The following is a 6,053-nucleotide window of genomic DNA, read 5'->3' as shown; positions in this document are numbered from 1 at the left end:
CTGAGCGGGTTTCAGGCGCGCGGCCAGACCGTCACCTCGGGCGGCCAGACCTCGCGGTTCGGCGAGCCGTCGAAGGCCCAGGCCAGGGTGCGGGCGAGGGCGCGGGCGCCGGCGCGGACCACAGGCGGCGGCGGCGTCTTCAGGGAGTGCATCCGCTGCGCCCAGTCGGGCAGGAGGTCGACCCCCGCCTGCATGATGACCCCGGAGGCGGCGTCGGTGACGGCCGCGCCGACCGACTGGTTCAGAACCAGCTGCGCCACCTCGCGGGTGCGGGCGTCGGCGCGCAAGGGCGGACGCATCGACCGGATCAGCGCCTCGGCGGCCGCCCGGTCGCGTGGGACGGGATCAGCGCCGAGGCGCTCGGCGACGACGGCCATCTCGGCGAAATACCGATCCTGATCGCCGACAGGCATGTCCGGCTCGGCATAGCGGATCCAGGCGTTGAGGAAGCTGATCGCCTCGGTGACATGGACCCAGGCCAGCAGGGCGGGATCGCTGACGCGGTAGGGAGTTCCGTCCGGCAGGACGCCGCCGATCCGGTCGTGGATGCCGCGGACGCGGTCGATGGCCGCGATTCCGTTTTCGGCGTGGTCATAGGTGGTGACGGCGATGAATTTGGCCGTGCGCCGCAGCCGTCCGTGCATATCGGAACGGAAGTCGGAGTGGTCCCAGACCCCGGCCAGCACCGCCGGATGCAGCATCTGCAGTAACAGGCCGGAGACGCCGCCGATCATCATGGTGACGATGTCGCCGTTCACCCGCCAGGCGACGGAGTCGGTCGCGAACAGGGCGTCGGCGCGACGCAGGATGGGGCGTTCACCCTTTGCGGCGTCGTTGAACAGGTCGGTGATCCGGCGGCGGATGGCGACCTTGGCGGGTTCGAGGATCAAGCCGCGTCCCGCCACGCCTTCAGCGCCTCCAACGCCCGGACGCTCATCAACCGCTTCTTGGCCCGGCCGCGCTCCTTGAGCGGGATCTTGGCCCCGGCCTCGTCGACCTTGGGCGCTTCGAGCGGCGGCAGCAGGCCGTAGTTGATGTTCATCGGCTGGAATTTGGAGATGCCGCCGGGGCCGTCTAGGTGGCCGCCGGTGATGTGTTCGACCAGGGCGCCCATGGCGGTGTGTACGGGTGGGGCTGCGAGCGGGCGACCCAGCCGTTCGGCGGCGGCGAGGCGGCCGGTCAGCAGGCCCATGGCGGCGCTCTCGACATAGCCTTCGACGCCCGTGACCTGGCCCGCGAAGCGCAGGCGCGGCATGGCCTTGAGGCGCAGCTGGCGGTCCAGCAGTTTGGGGCTGTTGAGGAAGGTGTTGCGGTGCAGGCCGCCGAGGCGGGCGAACTGGGCCTCGTGCAGGCCGGGAATCATGCGGAAGACGTCGGCCTGGGCGCCGTGCTTCAGCTTGGTCTGGAAGCCGACCATGTTGAAAAGAGTGCCCAGCGCATTGTCCTGACGCAGCTGGACGATGGCGTAGGACTTGACCTGCGGGTCGCGGGGGTTGGTCAGGCCGACGGGCTTCATCGGGCCGTGGCGCAGGGTCTCGCGGCCGCGCTCGGCCATCACCTCGATGGGCAGGCAGCCGTCGAAATAGGGGACGTTCTCCCATTCCTTGAACTCGGCCTTGGGGCCGTCGATCAGGGCGTCGACGAAGGCGTCGTACTGTTCCTTGTTCATGGGACAGTTGACGTAGGCGGCGGCGTCTCCGCCCGGGCCTTCCTTGTCGTAGCGCGATTGACGCCAGGCGATGTCGAAGTCGATCGAGTCGGCGTGGACGATGGGGGCGATGGCGTCGAAGAAGCTCAGGCTTTCCTCGCCGGTCAGTTTCAGGATCGCCTCTGCGAGGGCGGGGGAGGTCAGGGGGCCGGTCGCGACGATGACGCTGTCCCACTCCTCAGGCGGCAGGCCGGCGATCTCCTCGCGCTGGATCGTGACCAGGGGATGGGTCTCCAGCTTCGCCGTCACGGCCTGGGAGAAACCGTCGCGATCGACCGCGAGCGCACCGCCCGCCGGGACCTGGTGGGCGTCGCCGCAGGACATGATGATCGAACCGAGCGCCCGCATCTCGGCGTGCAGCAGGCCCACGGCATTGTGCTCCCAGTCGTCGGAGCGGAAGGAGTTGGAGCACACCAGTTCGGCCAGGCCGTCGGTGTGGTGGGCGTCGGTCCTGACGCCCGGCACGCCGCGCATCTCGTGCAGGACGACGGGGACGCCGGCGGAGGCGATCTGCCAGGCGGCTTCGGATCCGGCAAGGCCGCCGCCGATGACGTGGATAGGGGAGAGGTCGGTCATGCGGCTTCTTAGACACGCGGGCGCTGTTCGTCAGCAGGTGTCTGTCAGCCCGTGGCTTCGACGGCTATGATGTCGCATTGCTCAGCGAGGGGGCTTGATGAGCCACAAGGATGTAGGAGGCCGGCGTCTGAACCTTCGGGTCGCGCTGGGCCGGACGTTGCATGTGCTGCCGCTGATCTGGTCAGGCGCTGCCGGCGCGCTGGCGCTGTGCGCGGCCCTGTGGCTGATGCCGGTGTTCTGGAATCCTGAAGGCTGGATGCGAGGGATCTGGGCGCTGGCCGTGGCGGCCTCGACCCTCGGCGCCGTCGGCGCCCTTGCCCGCCTCTCGATCAGCGACGATCTGGCGGAGGCGCGGGCTCTGGGCCTCGGACCAATGGGATTGCAGGGGAACCTCCCCGAGGCCCGGCTGCTCGGCGCGGCCCTGCTGTGCCTGCTGTTCCTGGCGATGATCGTGAGCATTCTGGCCCTGGTCGTCCTGGCGATCTTCGGCATGGCCGAGCTCAACGTTCCCGCCATTCAGGCGCGGGACTGGGCCGCGGTGGGCGAACCGTGGAAGCTGGCAGTCCTTACCGTGCTCGGCATCGGCGCCGTCGCCATTCCCCTGTTGCTGGTTGTTCGCCTGTCCCTGTTCGCGCCTGCGACGCTGGGGCGACGACAGATGGTGTCGCTGAACAGTATGGGCATCGCATACGGCAGTTTCTGGCCGCTGCTGGCCGGTCTCATCGTGACGGCCTTGCCCCAGATCGTACTGCTGACCCTGACCGGGAATGGCGTGCTGAGCGGCAAGGCGGGAGACATCGCCGCGGCGCTGGTTCTGGTCGCCGTGCAACTGCCGCTGACGATCGGCTTCCTCGGCGCCGCCTACCGACAGCTGGAATACTGGTCACCCGAGGAGACGAAGCGATGAAGCCGGTCTTTTCCTTCAGTGACGCCATTGGCGCACCGTTCGTCCTGCTGCGGCGGCGGCCGCTCTATCTCTTCGTCTGGGGTCTGATGATGATGGCGCTGGTCGCCGCCATGTACAGCCTGTTGATCCCCCTCATGGCCTCGATGGTCGGCTCGGCCAGCGGCGAAGAGGCGTTCGACACCTATCTGATGGAGTCGATCCGGCTTCAGGCCGCGATCAATGGCATGAACATCGTGATGTATCTCGTCATGCTGCTCACCTGGACGGCGGCGGCGCGCGCGACCCTGGCGCCGCATCGGGGCGACCGGTTCCTGTTCCTGCGCCTGGGAATGGATGAGGTCCGGGTCGCGGTGACCGTCGTGGCCGTGTTCATCGGTTGGTACATCGCCCTTCTGGTGCTGATGCTGCTCGGCGTCGGGATGGGCATGGCGCTGTGGAGTTCCAGTCAGGCGACGGCGGTCGGTGTTCTGATCGTCTACGGCCTGGTGGTGTTGGCCTTGTCGATCTGGGGATGGCTGCGCGTGTCTCTGATTGCGCCGGCCAGCCTGATCCTGAAACGGGTCGCCTTCGTCGAGGGCTGGGCCCTGGCCAGGGGCCAGATGTGGAAACTGTTTGGCCTGAACCTGGTGGTCTGGCTGATCTACATGGTCAGCCTGATCCTGATATACGCCCTCGCGGGCGCGATCCTCGTGGGAAGGTTCTTCGGCCAGGGCCTGCAGTGGCCGGCCCAGGTCGAGAGCTATGCTGATGTGCAGCCCCTGGTCGAGGCCATGATTGTCCCGGCGCTGGCCACCCTGATCCCGCTCTCGATCGTGTTCGGCTGGTGCATGGCCCTGTACGCGGCCCCCGGCGTCGTCGCGGCGCGGCAGCTGCTCGACGGGGTTCCGACCATCCCGGTCGGGCCGATCCCCGAAGACGCGCCGCCCGTCGATGCGCTACAACCGTCGTAAATCAGGATTCAGGGAGGGATTCGATGACCTTTTCAGCGACCGAGGCCGCCTTCGAGGGGTTCCGCGTGGTACGCCGCCATCCATTGGCGATCGTGTTCTGGGCCCTGGCCTATACGGTCTTTTTCGCGGCATTCTTCGGCCTGTTCGCCGGGCCTTTGGCGACCGTGATGGCGACGACCGAGAGCCTTGAGGGGACCCAGCCCAGCGCGCAGGAAATGCAGGCCCTGATGGCAAGCTGGTCCGGCTTCATGGTTCTGGCGCTGCCTCTCAGCCTCGTGCTCGGCGCGGTCCTCAACGCCGCGGTCGCGCGCTCCGTCCTGAGACCCGCCGACAAGGCTTTCGGTTATATGCGGCTGGGCGCGGACGAGCTGCGCGTGCTGGCGGTCAGTCTGATTCTCGGTATCCTCTTCTTCGCCGCAACCGTCCTGCTGTTCGTCGTCGTGGGCCTTCTGGCCGGTGTCGCCAGCCAGGCCAATACGGGGGTCGGTATTCTGGTCGGCGTCCTGCTGGGTCTCGGAGCCGCCACCGTACTGATCTGGCTGGCGATCCGGCTCAGCCTGGCCGTTCCGACCACCTTCGACGAGAAGCGCATCTCCCCGTTCGCCTCCTTCGGTCTGACCAAGGGACGGGTGCTGCCGTTGCTCGGCATGGCGGTGATCGCCTTCATCATGTCGATGCTGGTCGGCATCCTCGCCGCCATCGTCGCCCTGCCGGTCACGATGGCGACCGGTGGCCTGGAACAGCTAGTCGCGTTTGACGGCCAGTCGACCGCCCAGATCCTTCAGACTGCGGGCGTCGGTCTGCTCGCATGGGGCGCCATCAACGCGATCTTCTCGTCGCTGCAGCTCGCGGTCATCTACGCACCCTTCTCGGCCGCCTACCGCGATCTGAAGGGACTGCCGCAAGAGTGACCTGATCTTCAGACGCCGGCTTTCGCCCGCGTCTTCCTCGCCGGAGCCTCGCTGATCAGGGCCGCGACCCGCGCCTTGCGACGCATTTCGTGCCGGTCCAGCACCTCCTTGAGGTATTTGCCGGTCCAGGACTTGTCGTTGGCCGCAACCTGTTCCGGCGTGCCGACCGCGACGATCTCACCGCCGCCGTCGCCGCCCTCAGGCCCGAAGTCCAGCAGGTAGTCGGCGACCTTGATGACATCGAGGTTGTGCTCGATCACCACGATGGTGTTGCCGCTTTCGACCAGCTCCTGAAGCACCTCCAGCAGCTTCCGGGTGTCCTCGAAATGCAGACCCGTGGTCGGCTCGTCGAGGATGTACAGGGTCTTGCCGGTCGCCCGCTTCGACAGCTCCTTGGACAGTTTGACCCGCTGGGCCTCGCCGCCCGAAAGGGTCGTCGCCGACTGTCCGACCTTGACGTAGTCCAGGCCCACCCGTGACAGGGTCAGCATCTTGTCGCGGATCGGCGGCACGGCCTTGAAGAACTGGCCGGCCTCCTCGACCGTCATGTCCAGCACGTCCGAGATGCTCTTGCCCTTGAAGACGATCTCCAGCGTCTCGCGGTTGTAGCGCTTGCCCTTGCAGACGTCGCAGGTGACGTAGACGTCGGGCAGGAAGTGCATCTCGATCTTGATCAGGCCATCGCCCTGGCAGGCCTCGCAGCGCCCGCCCCTGACATTGAAGCTGAACCGCCCGGGGCCATAGCCGCGAGACTTGGATTCCGGCAGCCCGCAGAACCAGTCGCGGATGGGTTGGAACGCGCCCGTATATGTGGCCGGGTTCGAGCGCGGCGTGCGACCGATGGGCGACTGGTCGATGTCGATGACCTTGTCGAAGTTCTCCAACCCCTCGATCCGCTCGTGCGCGGCCGGCGCGTCCGAGGCGTTGTGCAGCCGCCGCGCGGCGGCCTTGTAGAGCGTTTCGATGGTGAAGGTGGACTTGCCGCCGCCGGAGACGCCGGT

The 6,053-nt window shown here is 67.3% G+C and carries 6 protein-coding genes; 3 read left to right on the top strand and 3 right to left on the bottom strand.

The window, feature by feature from the left end:
* Positions 1 to 11: 11 nt before the first annotated feature.
* Positions 12 to 890, bottom strand: a complete 879-nt coding sequence (locus RMO01_RS05510) for an oxygenase MpaB family protein (RefSeq protein ID WP_309628038.1) — start codon at positions 888 to 890, stop codon at positions 12 to 14.
* Positions 887 to 2,284, bottom strand: a complete 1,398-nt coding sequence (gene trmFO, locus RMO01_RS05505) for a methylenetetrahydrofolate--tRNA-(uracil(54)-C(5))-methyltransferase (FADH(2)-oxidizing) TrmFO (protein ID WP_309628037.1) — start codon at positions 2,282 to 2,284, stop codon at positions 887 to 889. Before trmFO ends, RMO01_RS05510 begins: the two co-directional genes overlap by 4 nt.
* 97 nt (positions 2,285 to 2,381) lie before the next feature.
* Between trmFO and RMO01_RS05500 the strand changes: the two genes are divergently transcribed.
* From RMO01_RS05500 to RMO01_RS05490, 3 genes are read left to right on the top strand one after another with little or no spacing between them, the layout of a single operon-like run.
* Entirely contained in the window at positions 2,382 to 3,191 is an 810-nt protein-coding gene (locus RMO01_RS05500; protein ID WP_309628036.1) for a hypothetical protein, read from the top strand.
* Positions 3,188 to 4,141 carry a hypothetical protein gene (locus tag RMO01_RS05495; protein ID WP_309628035.1) on the top strand — a complete coding sequence of 318 codons (954 nt, stop codon included), beginning with the start codon at positions 3,188 to 3,190 and terminating at the stop codon, positions 4,139 to 4,141. The genes RMO01_RS05500 and RMO01_RS05495 overlap by 4 nt, the downstream gene beginning before the upstream one ends.
* A 23-nt stretch (positions 4,142 to 4,164) precedes the next feature.
* Positions 4,165 to 5,052 (top strand): hypothetical protein, encoded by an 888-nt coding sequence (locus RMO01_RS05490; protein ID WP_309628034.1) that lies wholly within the window; start codon positions 4,165 to 4,167, stop codon positions 5,050 to 5,052.
* Positions 5,053 to 5,060: 8 nt separating this feature from the next.
* Here the strand turns inward: RMO01_RS05490 and RMO01_RS05485 are convergent.
* A partial coding sequence (locus RMO01_RS05485) for an ATP-binding cassette domain-containing protein (RefSeq protein WP_409013050.1) occupies positions 5,061 to 6,053 on the bottom strand: 993 nt, incomplete at its 5' end.

The sequence above is a fragment of the Brevundimonas sp. genome (assembly GCF_031412435.1).
In the GTDB taxonomy this organism is placed as follows: Bacteria; Pseudomonadota; Alphaproteobacteria; order Caulobacterales; family Caulobacteraceae; genus Brevundimonas.
This window is presented reverse-complemented; position numbering and strand designations above follow the sequence as displayed.